This is a genomic window from Candidatus Pseudothioglobus sp. uisw_142 (genome assembly GCF_059512465.1).
On record NZ_CM183452.1, the window covers coordinates 176,846 to 192,639 of the forward strand.

A 15,794-nucleotide genomic window follows, 5' to 3' on the forward strand; every position below is an offset into this window, starting at 1 on the left:
TTTAAAAATTGTAAAATAATCTAATATTTTACTTCAATCGGGCTGAATTAATGGGCTTATCAATAGTAGTTGCAATGGATAACAATGGACTGATTGGTAAAGATAATCAACTACCATGGCACTTGCCTGCCGACTTAGCCTATTTCAAAAAAATCACAACGGGTAAATCTATATTGATGGGAAGGAAGACCTACGATTCAATTGGAAGGCCATTACCCAATCGACGAAATATAGTCATTACTCGCAATACAAAAATAATGATTCCTGGATGTGAAGTTGTCTCTTCAATTGACGAGGCACTTTTATTAACTGAGAATGAAAAGGAAGTTATGGTGATTGGAGGAGCAAGTTTATGCGAGCAATTACTGCCCAAGGTTAACCGTCTTTACATCACTAGGATTGACTCTGAGTTTGAGGGCGATATCTATTTCCCAACTTATGACGCTTCAAGTTGGCACCAAGTTAGCGCTGAGTCTCACCCAAAGGATATTGCAAATAACTACTCCTATCATTTTATTGTATTAGAGAGAAATTCTTGAACAAGCTAATTATTCTAAGTTTAGCCATTCTTTTTTTATCGGGCTGCGTTTTTACCAAAGTAGTCACTGTGCCTATGAGAGTTACAGGCGCTGTTATTTCAGTCATTCCAGTTGTGGGTGATGGGGTTGATAGTATTTTAGGGACTAGCGCCGATGTAATCGACGCAATACCTATTTAAATTGCCTTTAGGTGTTGTTTGTCTTGGGCAGCCAGAACTGCTTTTAAGGCTTTCGGCATAACCTTCACAAAGCAAAGTATCTCTTCATCCCAGTTATTTAATATTTGGCCAGCGATTTTTGAGCCTGTATATCTGTAATGCTTCTTTGTAAGTTCAAACAGCTCTGAAACAGATGCTTTATCCATAGGATCAAAATCAATCATTGAGGCATTAGCTCTGCCTTCAAGTGTTTTATTTGGATTATAAACATAAGCAATACCTCCACTCATGCCTGCTCCAAAGTTTCGACCAACCTCTCCTAGAATAACTGCTCTTCCTCCAGTCATGTATTCACATCCATGATCACCAATCCCTTCGACAACAGCAACTAATCCAGAGTTTCGAACACAGAATCGTTCAGCCACTTGACCCGAGAGATATAATTCACCACCGGTGGCGCCATAGCCGCAGACATTGCCTGCAATAATTTCGCTCTGGGATGAAAATGTTGAATCTTTGGGAGGATAAACGATGACACGGCCACCAGAGAGTCCTTTTCCAACATAGTCATTAGCATCACCCTCTACGGTAAGCGTAATTCCATTCGCAAGAAAGGCTCCGAAAGACTGGCCAGCTGACCCTTTAAAATCAATATGAATTGAATCTTCTTTAAGGTTATTCCCATTCCTATATTTAACAACATGGGAAGATAGCATTGCACCAACCGCCCTATCAACATTAGAAATGACAGAGTCAAATTTAACTGGAACATCCTTCTCAATTGCCTCTTTTGATTTGAGAATTAAATCAATATCAAGTTGCTCTTCAAGCTGATGATCTTGTTTCATAGTTTGATAGGTTCCGGCATCTCTATATAGATTTTCAGCTGGAGTCAGTATTGCACTCAAATCAATTGAGTCTTGCTTCCAGTGATTGATAGCTTTATTCATCTCAAGCATATCTACTCTTCCAACCATATCAGTTAGTTTAGAAAAGCCAAGTTCAGCCATAATTGTTCTTAACTCTTCAGCAACCATGAATAAGTAATTAACAACATGCTCTGGCTTACCAGTGAATTTTTTACGCAATACTTTGTCTTGCGTCGCAATACCGACTGGACAGGTATTTAAGTGACACTTTCGCATCATAATGCAGCCAAGCGTTATTAATGGCGCCGTTGAAAAGCCAAACTCTTCTGCACCTAATAGCGCGGCAATTGCAACATCTCTTCCAGTTTTGAGTTGACCATCAGTTTGAATGACAACCCTTGAACGAAGGTCATTCATGACAAGAGTTTGATGCGTTTCAGCAACTCCTAGCTCCCAAGGAAGGCCTGCGTGCTTGATTGATGTCAACGGAGAAGCACCTGTTCCACCATCATGACCTGCAATAACGATATGGTCAGATTTGGCTTTAGTGACACCAGCTGCAACTGTTCCCACCCCAACCTCTGAAACCAATTTGACACTTATACGAGCATCTGGATTTGAGCGCTTAAGATCAAAAATAAGCTGTGAGAGGTCTTCAATAGAATATATATCATGGTGCGGTGGAGGGCTTATAAGACCAACACCAGCAGTTGAGCATCGAATTTTTGCAATACCTTCATCAACCTTTCCACCAGGAAGCTCTCCGCCTTCGCCTGGTTTTGCACCTTGAGATACTTTGATTTGAAGTTCATCTGCATTATTTAAATAATCGATAGTGACACCAAATCGACCCGAGGCAACCTGCTTAATAGCGCTGCGACGTGAATCACCATTCTTATCTGGAGTCCATCGCTTCGAGTCTTCACCACCCTCACCAGTATTGGACTTTCCACCAATACGATTCATGGCAATGGCGAGTGATTCATGAGATTCAGCTGATATTGAGCCAAAACTCATTGCACCTGTAACAAACCTCTTAACAATCTCTTTTGCGGGCTCGACTTGATTAATGTCAATGGAGTTGCCATTTTTGAAAGACATGAGGCCACGGAGTGTACAATTTCTTGTGCCTTCTTCATCTGATTTTTTTGAAAATTCCCAGTACGCATTTTGATCATTTCCTCGAGCAGCCTGCTGTAAACTCGTGATAGTTTGAGGTTCCCACATATGTTTTTCGCCACCACTTCTCCAGTGATAGTGCCCAAGATTATCCAGTGACTTTGTAACAAAGGCTTTTTTATGCTGCTCTTCAGATTCTGTTTGAACCACATCAAAACCTACGCCACTAATTCGACTCGCTGTCTCAAAAAAGCATTTATGCATGATTTCATTCGATAAGCCGACTGCCTCAAAAATTTGAGCTCCTTTATATGAAGCGAGCGTTGAAATACCCATTTTTGCCATCACTTTTAGCATGCCCTTGGCAATTGCTTTTCGATATGAGTTAACGACAGCATGATCATCTTCAAGATCAATTAGTTTGTCTCTTCTTGCCTGCCATAATGCCTCAAAAGCGAGATATGGGTTAACAGCATCAGCACCAAATCCAGTCAAAAGGCAAAAGTGATGAACTTCTCTAGCCTCACCTGTTTCAACTATGATACCAACCTGTGTGCGTTTGTGATTTGCAACCAGATGACGATGAACTGCAGATGATGCCAGAAGAGCGCTGACAGCATTTCGATTAGCATTTATTTTTCTATCTGACAAGATGACAAGGCTATGACCATCATCAATAGCTTGAGTGCTTTGATCACAAATTGAGTCAAGCATGTCACTCAAATTATGACCATTATTGATATCATAGGTAATATCTATCCTTTTACTGGTCCAGCCTCGATGGTCACAATGTTTCAGGGCTGACATTTCTTCATTGGTTAAGATGGGATGCTCAATCACGAGTCGATGAGCATTTTCCTCTTTATTGCTAAGTAAATTTCCCTCAGGCCCAATTGCGCAACTCAAAGACATAACCACTTCCTCTCTGATTGAGTCAATAGCAGGATTTGTAACCTGGGCAAAGAGTTGTTTAAAGTAGTCGTAAATGATTCGAGATTGATCGGATAGACAAGCCAGTGCAGAGTCATTTCCCATAGATCCTACAGGATCTCTAAGCTCACTGACTAGAGGTAATAACATGAACTGAAGTGTTTCAGTGCTATAACCAAAAGCCTTAAGTCGGTTAATGAGAGTCTCAGGATAAAAACCTTTTGAGTCACCATGAATTTTTAGATCTGATAAAACTATTTGTTGATTTTTGAGCCAGTCACTGTATGGATTTTTTGATGCAAAACTATTTTTTATTTGCTCATCGTCAACTAACTGTCCTTTTTCGAAGTCAACCAGAAACATTTTTCCAGGCCTAAGCCTGCCCTTAGTTTTTACGTTATTAGTCTCCACATCAACAACACCAACTTCTGATGCCATGATGACTCTATCATCATGAGTTAGGTAGTACCTTGATGGTCTAAGACCATTTCTATCAAGAACGGCTCCAATATAGCGCCCATCAGTAAAGGCTATCGATGCAGGGCCATCCCATGGCTCCATCACATTTGAAAAATACTCATAAAAGGCTTTTTTCTCTGCGCTCATTTCTTTATCATTTTGCCAAGCTTCAGGGACCATCATCAATATGGCTTCTTGAAGGGAGCGTCCATTCATCAATAAAAATTCTAGAACGTTGTCAAAGCTTCCTGAGTCAGAAACTTCAGTTTCAATAACAGGCAAGGTTTTAGATAAATTGTCACCAAAAATATCACTTTTGAGATCACCTTCTCGAGCTCTCATCCAGTTATAGTTCCCTTGACGAGTATTAATTTCACCATTATGTGCCATGAATCTGCATGGCTGCGCTCTATCCCAAGAAGGAAAGGTATTAGTTGAAAAACGAGAATGCACCATCGCTAAGTAGGTGCTAAATTTCTTATTACTGAGATCAGAATAGAATTCTAGTAACTGAGACCCCATTAACATACCCTTGTATATGATTACTCTGGTCGATAGACTGCAAATATAGAAAAGTAATGCCTGTGAGATAGACTCATCAGTTCTAATAACCTGAGAAATATTTTTTCGGATAACATAAAGAACTCCCTCAAAACTCTCTTGATTTAAGTTACCAGTGTTTTGAATGATTAACTGCTTGATATTTGGTTGAGAGTCACGAGCTGTATCACCAACATTTGCTTTTTTTGCGTCAACAGGAACATCTCTCCATCCAACCAAGGTTTGCCCCTCATCTTTGACCGTTTTTTCAACCATAGACATGCAGAGATCTCTTTCTTTTTCATCTTGAGGTAGAAATATATTACCTACACCATAATTACCCGCAGTCACATCTAGCCCAAAAAGGGTTTTTATCTCCTCAATAAAAAAGTCATGCGGAATGTTTGTCAGTATTCCAGCGCCATCACCGGTATTTGCCTCGCATCCACAGGCACCTCGATGATCCATACGAGTTAACATTTCCAAAGCATCTTTAGTAATTTTATGAGACGAATCACTTTTTAGATTGGCAATAAAACCAACACCACAATTCTCTTTCTCGTTGGCTGGGTGATAAAGCCCACGCGCTTTTGGCAAATGTAATTGCTTATTTTTCATAAAATTGAGATTAAAACGAATACAATCAAACCACACATCATACCTTATTTTTTATTACTTTTAAAGGCCAAATTTGCCTACTTATGTTGTTATAACAACGATTTTAAGGTAGAATCTTTTTCATTTTTGTACCGCATATGTTGGCAATTATTTCTCCATCAAAAACTCAAGATTTTTCTGAATGTAATATCGAAAAGTTTTCTCAAACAAGACAGCAAGAAAGTTCCAATGAATTAGTTAGCATTCTGAAGAATCAAAGCCAGTCTCAAATTTCAAAACTAATGTCAATCAGTGAAAAATTGTCGGCACTAAATTTTGAGCGTTTTCAAAAATTTAAAATACCTTTTACTCTTGAGAATGCAAAACAGGCCATTCTTGCTTTTAAGGGAGATGTTTATAATGGTATTGATGCTCCGTCACTATCAACAGAGGATTTGAATTTTGCTCAAGATAAGGTTCGAATGCTCTCAGGATTATATGGCGTCATTAGACCGCTTGATTTGATTCAACCTTATCGACTAGAGATGGGCACAAAGCTGAGTAATGCTAAAGGTAAGGATCTATATGATTACTGGGGGTCTGATATAAGTCATATTTTGAATGATGATGAGAATGAATTAATTGTCAATCTTGCATCCAATGAGTACTTTAAGGCAATAGATAAAAAATCACTTAACGCCAAAATATTGGATATTGTATTTAAAGAAAAAAAAGGTGATTCATACAAGGTGATTGGAATATACGCAAAAAGAGCCAGAGGATTAATGGTTAACTTTATTATCCGCAATAGGTTAAACAACCCAGAAGCACTTCAAGATTTTTCAGATGAGGGATATCGGTTTGATAAAGATCTATCGAGCGATTCAACTTGGGTTTATTTGAGAGGATAAAGCCACAATATTTATGTTGTGATGCTTGGCCTCTTTAGCCTTCACACTGGTATCATTTGCGCTCTTAATAACTGTATTGATCTTTTTTATTTTATGATTAAAGTTTATACATCACACTCTTGCTTCTACTGCACAAGAGCCAAAAACTATCTTGACAACCTAGATATAGAATACGAGACACTCAACATTCAAGAGGATAGTGATGCACGTAACTTCTTTATGAAGTCAGGTTTTAGGACAGTCCCACAAATATTTGTCAATGACACGCTTTTGGTTAAGGGTGGTTCTGATGGGTTGGTGCAAATGAGCAAAGAGGATATCCAAAATAAAGTTCTTGAGATTACAGGTTCCGAGCTCTAGAGTCCTCTAATACCAGCAATTCCCTGAGCACCAATACTTAATGCTCTATCCATCAATTTTTTATTCATTCCTCCTAAAAGAAATATAGGCGTCTTGCATTGATTAATAATGTCAGAGGCATTTTCCCAGCCTAAAACTCCAGTATTTGGATGAGAAAGTGTTTCATTAATCGGTGAGAGACTGATGTAATCTGCAGATATATCCTCAGCATGTTTTGCTTCATTTAAATTGTGTACTGAAGCGCCAAATAATTTTTTTTCATCAAATGGCCTCTCTTTTATTTCCATCAGTTCATTGGAAGTGAGATGCCAACCATCACATGCTTCCTTAAAGCTTTTATTAGGCGTATTGAGTATAAGTTTTGCTTGATTCAGTTGACATAATGTAAAAATTTTCTCAATATAAGTATTGTTGAGAGTAGATTTGCTTCTTAGCTGAATTATTTTGATTCCATCTCTAAGGCGCTGTTTACACTGATTAATGACTAAGTCAGATTCGTGTTCATCTGGCGTAATCCAATAGCTTTTTGGAAGACAAATTCGATGGATAATTTTCCACATTGTGGGTAATAATTTATAGTCCTTTAATTTATCAATGCCACACCAGCAGAATTCTTGTCCTTCATTTCCCAGGGGGGCTCCGTCATATTTTTCAATAGAAAATACTGAAAGGTTAATTGTCTTTTGAGGATATTGATGCTCAATTGTTTGAATTAGATGGTGATTCTTTACAGTAACTCCTGTTTCCTCATAGAGCTCTCTCATAATGGCAATAGAATGACTCTCCTTATTCTCAACTTTACCCCCAGGAAGTTCCCAATACCCAGACATAAATTGATCAATTTGACGCCTTGTAATAAATATTTCATTGTTGTCGTTGCGCATCACACCAACAACAACTTCAATGCTCTTATTTTTATGACTCATCACTATTAGATATATTCATTTTGTAGTTATTTTCTATTATCACCGCTATCATAAGACCGAGGTAAAATAACTATTTTAATATTTGAGATAAAAGAAAGTGAGTCTTCAAGATAAAATTAATTCAATCCATTCTTTTAAAGACAGTCTTAATGGAAATCTTATAGGGATTGAGAAAGAAGGGTTGCGAGTTGCTGAAGATGGAACTATTGCGCAAACCCCTCATCCAGAGAGCTTTGGCTCTGCATTGACTCATCCAGAAATTACGACTGATTTTAGTGAGGCACTAGTTGAAATAGTTACAAAGCCAATCCAGGGCTCTCATAATGTCATTAATGAATTATCCAAAATACATCACTATGTTCAACATCACTTGCCTGAAAGTGAGCGTTTCTGGCCTGCAAGTATGCCCTGTATTCTGAGAGGGAAGACGAATATTCCTATTGCATATTATGGTGATTCTAATATTGGAAAAATGAAAACGGTCTATCGCCGCGGGCTATCCAATCGTTACGGAAGTGTTATGCAGGCAATAGCTGGTATCCACTTCAATTATTCATTTTCAATAGATTTTTGGAATTCCTACCGTGAACTTATCGCACCCTCAAGCAAGGTTGACTCTCAAAAGTTTATGAGTCATCATTATATGTGCCTGACTAGAAATGTATTAAGGTATGGCTGGTTGGTCACCTACCTATTCGGGGCTTCTGCAACTGTTTGTAAATCATTTATGCAAGATTATCATGAGCATAATTTAGAGGAGTTTGACGACAATACATTATATCTTCCATACGCAACATCATTAAGGATGGGTGATATTGGCTATCAAAACTCTCAAGAGGACAAGAAAGGAGTTAAGGCTAACTACAATAGTTTGCGTCACTATGTTTATAGTCTGAGAGCTGCAATGCAAACAAGCTGTGATGATTGTGAAAACATTGGTGTAAAAAAACATGGTGAGTATCAACAACTGAATACCAACATTCTTCAGATTGCTAATGAGTATTACTCCTCTGTTAGGCCGAAGCCATCTACCCATGGAAGTGATAGGCCATTGGGAGCTCTTTTAAATGAAGGAGTGGGCTACATAGAATTAAGGTCGCTTGATGTAAATCCAATGATGAAAGAAGGAATTGATGAGGAGCAAGTTCAATTTCTTGAGGCCTTTATGTTGTTTTGCCTTTTAGAAGATTCTCCCGCCGTTTCTTCTGCAGAATTGACCGAAATTGATGTTAACGCAAATTTGGTTGCTCACAGAGGGAGAGAGCCAGGATTATCTCTATGTCATAATGGAGAAGATGTAACTTTATTAAATTGGGGTCAGTCTATTTTGGCTAGAATCAATGATTGCTCAACTCTGTTGAGTGAGGCCCATCAAAAATCTGTTAGGAATATTTCAAAAAGAATCAATGATCCTGATTTGACTCCTTCAGCAGAAATGCTTAATCAGATGAAGGATGAAGAAAAAGGTTTTTTTGAATATACCAATCAATTCAGCCTAAAGAACAAAGAGCTATTTAATGAAATGTCTATAACTGAAGAGTACTTTGCAGAGCTTGACAATCAAAAAATATTCTCAATTAATAAACAGCTTGAAATTGAGTCGAGTGATACATTGAGTTTCGATGATTTTTTAGCAGATTATTTCTCAAGTGATACATAAGTCAGATACCATATGTGCACTGGCAACTGCTTATGGCCAAAGTGGAATTGGAGTCATTAGGGTGACTGGACCTCTTTCAAAGTCTATTTCAAAAAAAATACTTCATCAAGATTTGGAGCCCAGGTATGCCTATTATGGCTCATTCTTTGATAACGACAATAACCTAATTGATAAAGGAGTAGCGATTTCCTTTCCTGGTCCCAATTCTTATACTGGAGAAGATGTGGTTGAGTTTCAGGGGCATGGAGGAGTCAGCGTTATTAGAAAGCTCTTAGAGACTATCATTTCACTGGATGTTAGGGTCGCTGAACCAGGTGAATTTACTAAGAGGGCGTTCTTAAATGGCAAAATGGATTTAGTGCAAGCTGAAGCAGTTCAAGATTTGATTCAATCCAGCTCTGAAGAATCTGCATTAAGTGCAGTGAGGTCATTAACTGGAGAGTTTTCAGAAAAAATCAATCAAATACTTTCAGAATTAATCGCTCTGAGAGTTTTTGTGGAGGCTACTATTGATTTTTCTGATGAAGAAATTGATTTTTTAGAGTCTCATGAAGTTTCAAGCAAGCTTTACTCTCTCAAATTAACGCTTTTAAATATTCTAGAAAGTGCAAATCAAGGCGCAATTTTAAGAGATGGAATTCATGTGGCAATTGCGGGTAAACCAAATGCGGGTAAATCGAGTTTACTGAATTCCCTCACAAAACAACCTAGTGCTATTGTTACTGATGTTGCTGGCACCACAAGAGATGTTCTAAAGGAAACAATCCAAATAGATGGAATGCCTATTCATATTATCGATACTGCTGGCCTGCACAATAGTGACAATATAATTGAGCAAGAGGGAATTAGGAGAGCACATACCGAAATTAATAATGCAGATGTTGTTTTACTTGTTTATGATGCAAGTGATAAGTCCGTTGATCTTTCAATACTGCCAGAATCAGTTAAAGACAAACCAAAAATCGTAATCAAAAATAAGATTGATTTAACAGGATCTAAAACTGGGATTCAAAAGATTCAAAACAACCCAGAAATATCTATCTCAGCAAAAAATGGAGATGGAATTAATATAGTTAGAAAAGCCCTCGCAGATTTTGCCGGACTTAATTCAAATACTGAGGGCGTCTTTCTGGCTCGCAAAAGGCATATCATTGCCATTAATGAAACTCTCTCGTTTATTAATAGTGCGATCAGTCAACTGGATGGAGGAGCAAGCGAACTGGTTGCTGAAGATCTTCGTCAGGCAGGAATGCATCTTGGTCAAATAACTGGTGAGTTTTCATCAGACGATCTATTGGGTCAAATCTTCTCTTCATTCTGTATTGGCAAGTAGAGTACAATTGACTGTTTTCGAGAGAAAAAAATAGGAAATTCTTGATCTTAGTAATTCTCTCTATATTGTTGATTTAAAACACTATTTTATAGACTGCTACTTTATTAATTTTAGCGCTCAAAAGTTTATTTAATAAAAAAGAGCAATATAGCTTGACGCAACAATTTGAGCATGTATAATTTCCCGCTTTCACCGCACAAATAGATCTTTTTTTGAGTGGTAGTTCTTTAACAATTTATCAAGCAACTTGTGTGGGCACTCGTGCAAGAAATTGTGCAGTGCACATAAAAAACAAAAGCAGATAAGCTTTTAAAAAAATTGAACTATTGGTTATAAATGCCATGTGTTCTAAAAGTCAAAGATTAAACTGAAGAGTTTGATCCTGGCTCAGATTGAACGCTGGCGGTATGCTTAACACATGCAAGTCGAACGGAAACGATACTAGCTTGCTAGTAGGCGTCGAGTGGCGGACGGGTGAGTAACGCGTAGGAATCTGCCTGATAGTGGGGGATAGCCCGAAGAAATTCGGATTAATACCGCATAATCTATTCGTAGTAAAGTGGGGGACTTTCGAGCCTCACGCTATCAGATGAGCCTGCGTAAGATTAGCTTGTTGGTAGGGTAAAAGCCTACCAAGGCGACGATCTTTAGCTGGTCTGAGAGGATGATCAGCCACATCGGGACTGAGACACGGCCCGAACTCCTACGGGAGGCAGCAGTGGGGAATATTGGACAATGGGGGCAACCCTGATCCAGCAATACCGCGTGTGTGAAGAAGGCCTGAGGGTTGTAAAGCACTTTCAATTGTGAAGAAAAGTTAGCGGTTAATAACCGTTAGCCTTGACGTTAACTTTAGAAGAAGCACCGGCTAACTCCGTGCCAGCAGCCGCGGTAATACGGAGGGTGCAAGCGTTAATCGGAATTACTGGGCGTAAAGCGTGCGTAGGCGGTTTATTAAGTCAGATGTGAAAGCCCCGGGCTTAACCTGGGAACTGCATTTGAAACTGGTCAACTAGAGTATGGTAGAGGAAAGTGGAATTTCTGGTGTAGCGGTGAAATGCGTAGATATCAGAAGGAACATCAATGGCGAAGGCAGCTTTCTGGACCAATACTGACGCTGAGGTACGAAAGCGTGGGTAGCAAACAGGATTAGATACCCTGGTAGTCCACGCCGTAAACGATGATAACTAGCCGTTGGGGGGATTTACCCTTTAGTGGCGAAGCTAACGCGTTAAGTTATCCGCCTGGGGAGTACGGCCGCAAGGTTAAAACTCAAAGGAATTGACGGGGACCCGCACAAGCGGTGGAGCATGTGGTTTAATTCGATGCAACGCGAAGAACCTTACCTGGTCTTGACATCCTGCGAACTTTCTAGAAATAGATTGGTGCCTTCGGGAACGCAGTGACAGGTGCTGCATGGCTGTCGTCAGCTCGTGTCGTGAGATGTTGGGTTAAGTCCCGTAACGAGCGCAACCCCTATCCTTATTTGCCAGCACATCATGGTGGGAACTATAAGGAGACTGCCGGTGATAAACCGGAGGAAGGCGGGGACGACGTCAAGTCATCATGGCCCTTACGACCAGGGCTACACACGTGCTACAATGGGAAGGACAAAGAGCCGCGAAGCCGCGAGGTGTAGCTAATCTCATAAACCTTTTCGTAGTCCGGATTGGAGTCTGCAACTCGACTCCATGAAGTCGGAATCGCTAGTAATCGTAGATCAGAATGCTACGGTGAATACGTTCCCGGGTCTTGTACACACCGCCCGTCATACCATGGGAGTGGGTTGCACCAGAAGTGGCTAGTCTAACTTTATTGAGGACGGTCACCACGGTGTGATTCATGACTGGGGTAAAGTCGTAACAAGGTAGCCCTACCGGAAGGTGGGGCTGGATCACCTCCTTAAGAAAAGCATGAGTGTTCACACAAGTTGTTTGATAATATTAAAGTAAGAGAAAAAAAGACCAATAACCCAAAGTCAATCTAATTGATATTAAGGGTCTGTAGCTCAGTTGGTTAGAGCGCACCCCTGATAAGGGTGAGGTCGGTGGTTCAAATCCACCCAGACCCACCATTTTCTGGGTTATTAGTTTTCTAATGGGGCTATAGCTCAGCTGGGAGAGCGCCTGGTTTGCATCCAGGAGGTCAGCAGTTCGATCCTGCTTAGCTCCACCATTTTTCTCAAATGAAAACTTAAGTAAGTTTTATTAATAATGCTTACTTAAGTTTTTATACCAAGCCTTGGTTTATTCCTTGGTTCGGAGCTCTTTAACAATTTGGATATGAAGTAAAGTTTGTTAAATACAATACAACGTAAAAAGGTGTATTGCATTGACACAACAATTTCAAAAAATATGGATTCTCATTGATAGATTTATCTATCATTGAAAAAATAGAATTCACCGATTGTATCGTGAGATACAGTTAGTGACTTCTCGGTGTAAAAAGAACCATTAACCCAGATACTTTGGGGTTATATGGTCAAGTGAATAAGTGCATACGACGGATGCCTTGGCAGTAGAAGGCGATGAAGGACGTGATAATCTGCGATAAGCTTCGGTTAGCTGATAATAAGCTCTAACCCGGAGATCTCCGAATGGGAAAACCCAGTGATCATAAGATCATTATCCTTAACTGAATACATAGGTTAAGGAGGCAAACCTAGGGAACTGAAACATCTAAGTACCTAGAGGAAAAGAAATCAACCGAGATTCCCTTAGTAGCGGCGAGCGAACGGGGACCAGCCCTTAAGCAATTTTTTGATTAGTAGAATGTTCTGGAAAGTTCAACGACACAGGGTGATAGTCCCGTATACGAAAATCTTTTAATTGTGAAATCGAGTAAGGCGGCGCACGTGAAACGCTGTTTGAATATGGGGGGACCACCCTCCAAGGCTAAATACTCTCTACTGACCGATAGTGAACAAGTACCGTGAGGGAAAGGCGAAAAGAACCCCGGGAGGGGAGTGAAATAGAACCTGAAATCGTATGCATACAAGCAGTGGGAGCAGACTTGTTCTGTGACTGCGTACCTTTTGTATAATGGGTCAGCGACTTACTTCTCAGTAGCAAGGTTAACCATTAGGGGAGCCGTAGGGAAACCGAGTCTTAAATGGGCGTTTAGTTGCTGGGAGTAGACCCGAAACCGGGTGATCTATCCATGGTCAGTGTGAAGGTTAGGTAAAACTAACTGGAGGCGCGAACCCACTTATGTTGAAAAATGAGGGGATGAACTGTGGATAGGGGTGAAAGGCCAAACAAACCCGGAGATAGCTGGTTCTCTCCGAAATCTATTTAGGTAGAGCGTCATGTATTACTTCTGGGGGTAGAGCACTGTTATGGCTAGCGGGTCGTCAAGACTTAGTAAACCATTGCAAACTCCGAATACCAGAAAGTATGAGCATGGCAGACACACTGCGGGTGCTAACGTCCGTAGTGGAAAGGGAAACAACCCAGACCGTCAGCTAAGGTCCCAAAATTATAGTTAAGTGGGAAACGATGTGAAAAGGCATAGACAGCCAGGAGGTTGGCTTAGAAGCAGCCATTCCTTTAAAGAGTGCGTAATAGCTCACTGGTCGAGTCGGTTTGCGCGGAAGATTTAACGGGGCTAAACTATATACCGAAGCTGCGGATCGCAATTTATTGCGATGGTAGGAGAGCGTTCTGTAAGCCGTTGAAGGTGAACTGTGAGGTTTGCTGGAGGTATCAGAAGTGCGAATGCTGACATGAGTAACGATAAAGGGGGTGAAAAACCCCCTCGCCAGAAGTCCAAGGTTTCCTACGCAACGTTAATCGGCGTAGGGTTAGTCGGCCCCTAAGGCGAGGCAGAAATGCGTAGTCGATGGGAAACGGGTTAATATTCCCGTACTTCATATAACTGCGATGGGAAGACGGAGAAGGTTAGCTCAGCAAGGCGATGGTTGTCCTTGTTCAAGCGTGTAGAAATGGTTCTTAGGAAAATCCGGGAACCTCTATTTCAAGGCGTGATAACGATCCCTCTTTTGGGAGAAGTGAGTGAGACCATGCTTCCAGGAAAATCCTCTAAGCTTCAGGTTATATGAAACCGTACCCCAAACCGACACAGGTGGACGAGATGAGAATTCTAAGGCGCTTGAGAGAACTCGGGTGAAGGAACTAGGCAAAATGACACCGTAACTTCGGGAGAAGGTGTACTCTTGTTATGTGATATCACTTGCTGATAAAGCAGAAAAGAGTTGAAAATACTAGGTGGCTGCGACTGTTTATTAAAAACACAGCACTCTGCAAACACGTAAGTGGACGTATAGGGTGTGACTCCTGCCCGGTGCTTGAAGGTTAATTGATGAGGTTAGCGCTTGCGCGAAGCTTTTGATCGAAGCCCAAGTAAACGGCGGCCGTAACTATAACGGTCCTAAGGTAGCGAAATTCCTTGTCGGGTAAGTTCCGACCTGCACGAATGGAGTAACGACGGCCACACTGTCTCCACCCGAGACTCAGTGAAATTGAAATTGCTGTTAAGATGCAGTATACCCGCGGCCAGACGGAAAGACCCCGTGCACCTTTACTACAGCTTTGCATTGAACTCTGATCCTACTTGTGTAGGATAGGTGGGAGGCTTTGAAGCTTTAACGCTAGTTAGAGTGGAGCCAACCTTGAAATACCACCCTGGTATGGTTGGGGTTCTAACCTAGGTCCGTAATCCGGATCGGGAACAATGCATGGTGGGTAGTTTGACTGGGGCGGTCTCCTCCTAAAGAGTAACGGAGGAGCGCAAAGGTATCCTCAGCACGGTCGGACATCGTGCAATGAGCGCAAAGGTAAAAGGATGCTTGACTGCGAGACTGACACGTCGAGCAGGTAGGAAACTAGGTCTTAGTGATCCGGTGGTTCTGAGTGGAAGGACCATCGCTCAACGGATAAAAGGTACGCCGGGGATAACAGGCTGATACCCCCCAAGAGTTCACATCGACGGGGGTGTTTGGCACCTCGATGTCGGCTCATCACATCCTGGGGCTGAAGCAGGTCCCAAGGGTATGGCTGTTCGCCATTTAAAGTGGTACGCGAGCTGGGTTTAGAACGTCGTGAGACAGTTCGGTCCCTATCTACCGTGGGCGTTGGAGACTTGAGGGAAGCTGTTCTTAGTACGAGAGGACCGGAATGGACACACCTCTGGTGTTTCGGTTGTCACGCCAGTGGCATTGCCGAGTAGCTATGTGTGGAAAGGATAACCGCTGAAAGCATCTAAGCGGGAAGCCCCTCCCAAGATTAGGTCTCCCTGATTATTTAATAATCCTAAAGATCCCTCGAAGACTACGAGGTTGATAGGCTAGGTGTGAAAGTGCAGCAATGTATTGAGCTAACTAGTACTAATTGATCGTGAGGCTTGACCATATAACACCCAAGATATTTGGAGAT

8 protein-coding genes, 2 tRNA genes and 2 rRNA genes are annotated in these 15,794 nt (G+C 41.0%); 10 read left to right on the top strand and 2 right to left on the bottom strand.

The window, feature by feature from the left end:
- The first annotated feature begins 50 nt into the window (after window positions 1-50).
- Both folA and AC5YGB_RS00910 read left to right on the top strand, forming a co-directional pair.
- On the top strand, window positions 51-539 hold the full coding sequence (gene folA, locus AC5YGB_RS00905; RefSeq protein WP_496137443.1) for a type 3 dihydrofolate reductase: 489 nt from the start codon (window positions 51-53) through the stop codon (window positions 537-539).
- Window positions 536-718 (top strand): DUF6726 family protein, encoded by a 183-nt coding sequence (locus AC5YGB_RS00910; RefSeq protein ID WP_020023777.1) that lies wholly within the window; start codon window positions 536-538, stop codon window positions 716-718. Before folA ends, AC5YGB_RS00910 begins: the two co-directional genes overlap by 4 nt.
- On the opposite strand, the gene gltB is transcribed toward AC5YGB_RS00910, so the two are convergent.
- The gene (gene gltB, locus AC5YGB_RS00915) at window positions 715-5,232 is read right to left on the bottom strand and encodes a glutamate synthase large subunit (RefSeq protein WP_496137444.1); all 4,518 of its coding nucleotides are present in this window, start codon (window positions 5,230-5,232) and stop codon (window positions 715-717) included. The two genes, AC5YGB_RS00910 and gltB, sit on opposite strands and share 4 nt — an antisense overlap.
- Window positions 5,233-5,369: 137 nt before the next feature.
- On the opposite strand from gltB, the gene yaaA reads away from it, so the two are divergent.
- Together yaaA and AC5YGB_RS00925 are read left to right on the top strand one after the other, a co-directional pair.
- The gene (gene yaaA / locus AC5YGB_RS00920) at window positions 5,370-6,122 is read left to right on the top strand and encodes a peroxide stress protein YaaA (protein ID WP_020023775.1); all 753 of its coding nucleotides are present in this window, start codon (window positions 5,370-5,372) and stop codon (window positions 6,120-6,122) included.
- A gap of 93 nt (window positions 6,123-6,215) precedes the next feature.
- The gene (locus tag AC5YGB_RS00925; protein WP_038328893.1) at window positions 6,216-6,482 is read left to right on the top strand and encodes a glutaredoxin family protein; all 267 of its coding nucleotides are present in this window, start codon (window positions 6,216-6,218) and stop codon (window positions 6,480-6,482) included.
- On the opposite strand, the gene AC5YGB_RS00930 is transcribed toward AC5YGB_RS00925, so the two are convergent.
- On the bottom strand, window positions 6,479-7,408 hold the full coding sequence (locus AC5YGB_RS00930) for a Nudix family hydrolase (RefSeq protein WP_065353777.1): 930 nt from the start codon (window positions 7,406-7,408) through the stop codon (window positions 6,479-6,481). The two genes, AC5YGB_RS00925 and AC5YGB_RS00930, sit on opposite strands and share 4 nt — an antisense overlap.
- A gap of 97 nt (window positions 7,409-7,505) precedes the next feature.
- On the opposite strand from AC5YGB_RS00930, the gene gshA reads away from it, so the two are divergent.
- From gshA to AC5YGB_RS00960, 6 genes are all read left to right on the top strand, one after another.
- Complete coding sequence (gene gshA, locus AC5YGB_RS00935) at window positions 7,506-9,068, top strand: glutamate--cysteine ligase (RefSeq protein WP_496137445.1); 1,563 nt, start codon at window positions 7,506-7,508, stop codon at window positions 9,066-9,068.
- Window positions 9,058-10,401, top strand: coding sequence for a tRNA uridine-5-carboxymethylaminomethyl(34) synthesis GTPase MnmE (gene mnmE, locus AC5YGB_RS00940; protein ID WP_496137446.1), 1,344 nt, complete (start codon window positions 9,058-9,060; stop codon window positions 10,399-10,401). The genes gshA and mnmE overlap by 11 nt, the downstream gene beginning before the upstream one ends.
- 364 nt (window positions 10,402-10,765) lie before the next feature.
- Window positions 10,766-12,306: ribosomal RNA gene (locus AC5YGB_RS00945) — 16S ribosomal RNA — on the top strand.
- A gap of 92 nt (window positions 12,307-12,398) precedes the next feature.
- Window positions 12,399-12,475 (top strand) — tRNA-Ile (locus tag AC5YGB_RS00950).
- Window positions 12,476-12,500: 25 nt separating this feature from the next.
- A tRNA-Ala gene (locus AC5YGB_RS00955) sits at window positions 12,501-12,576 on the top strand.
- Between the two features lie 304 nt (window positions 12,577-12,880).
- Window positions 12,881-15,770 (top strand): 23S ribosomal RNA (locus AC5YGB_RS00960).
- Together the 16S and 23S rRNA genes with 2 tRNA genes alongside form the textbook arrangement of a ribosomal RNA operon.
- Window positions 15,771-15,794 lie beyond the last annotated feature (24 nt).

Excerpts from the sequence above, each read along its gene's own strand:
- folA (WP_496137443.1), top strand. The coding sequence starts at position 51 with ATGGGCTTATCAATAGTAGTTGCAATGGATAACAATGGACTGATTGGT.
- gltB (WP_496137444.1), bottom strand. The coding sequence starts at position 5,232 with ATGAAAAATAAGCAATTACATTTGCCAAAAGCGCGTGGGCTTTATCAC.
- yaaA (WP_020023775.1), top strand. The coding sequence starts at position 5,370 with ATGTTGGCAATTATTTCTCCATCAAAAACTCAAGATTTTTCTGAATGT.
- AC5YGB_RS00925 (WP_038328893.1), top strand. The coding sequence starts at position 6,216 with ATGATTAAAGTTTATACATCACACTCTTGCTTCTACTGCACAAGAGCC.
- AC5YGB_RS00930 (WP_065353777.1), bottom strand. The coding sequence starts at position 7,408 with ATGAGTCATAAAAATAAGAGCATTGAAGTTGTTGTTGGTGTGATGCGC.